Raw genomic sequence first — 693 nt, forward strand, 5'->3', positions numbered from 1 at the left:
CGGTGGCGTGCAGGGTCCTGAAGCTTTCGGCTCAGGGGTATTACAAATGGTTGCGGGATCCGGTCTCCCAACGGGACTGGGACGACGCGCATGTCATCGAGGCGATGCGGCAGATCCACGAAAACGATTCGACGTTGGGGTACCGGTTCCTCGCGGACGAGCTCGCTGATGCCGGGATCGCTGCGAGCGAAAACCGGGTCTGGCGCCTCGCCAGGATCGCCCGGTTGCAGGCCTCGCACCACCGACGACGCGGGAAAGGCAACAAGCCCGGCCCCGCTGTCCACGACGACCTGCTCGGCGTGACCGATGACAAAGGCCGAGTGACGCACGACTTCATTACGGCCGCGACAGAACCGAACCAGGTCTGGTTGACCGACATCACGGAGCACTGGACCGGTGAGGGGAAGCTGTATTTGTGCGCGGTCAAGGATTGCTGTTCCAACAAGATCGTCGGGTACTCCATCGATTCCCGGATGAAGTCCGAGCTCGCAGCCGCGGCGTTGCGTAACGCGATCGCGCTCCGCGCCCCAGCCGGCACGATCGTACATTCCGACCGAGGCAGCCAAGCCGTATTCAAGCAGTCGATGCAACAGCGGCTTGTTGTGTTGAGCGTAGCTGTTCGGCGAAGGCTTCTGCGGGGGTTCGCCAGCCCAGGATTTCTCGGGGCCGGTTATTGATGGTGTCGGCGACGGC

General features: G+C 63.1%; 2 pseudogenes. One reads left to right on the top strand and one right to left on the bottom strand.

Annotated features, from left to right (window positions below):
- Positions 1-566, top strand: a pseudogene (locus tag B7R21_RS20825) (DDE-type integrase/transposase/recombinase); the annotation flags it as partial.
- Positions 567-573: 7 nt separating this feature from the next.
- Here the strand turns inward: B7R21_RS20825 and B7R21_RS19200 are convergent.
- Positions 574-693 (bottom strand): annotated as a pseudogene (locus B7R21_RS19200) (IS30 family transposase); the annotation flags it as partial.

This window comes from Subtercola boreus (assembly GCF_003399625.1).
Classification (GTDB): Bacteria; Actinomycetota; Actinomycetes; order Actinomycetales; family Microbacteriaceae; genus Subtercola; species Subtercola boreus_C.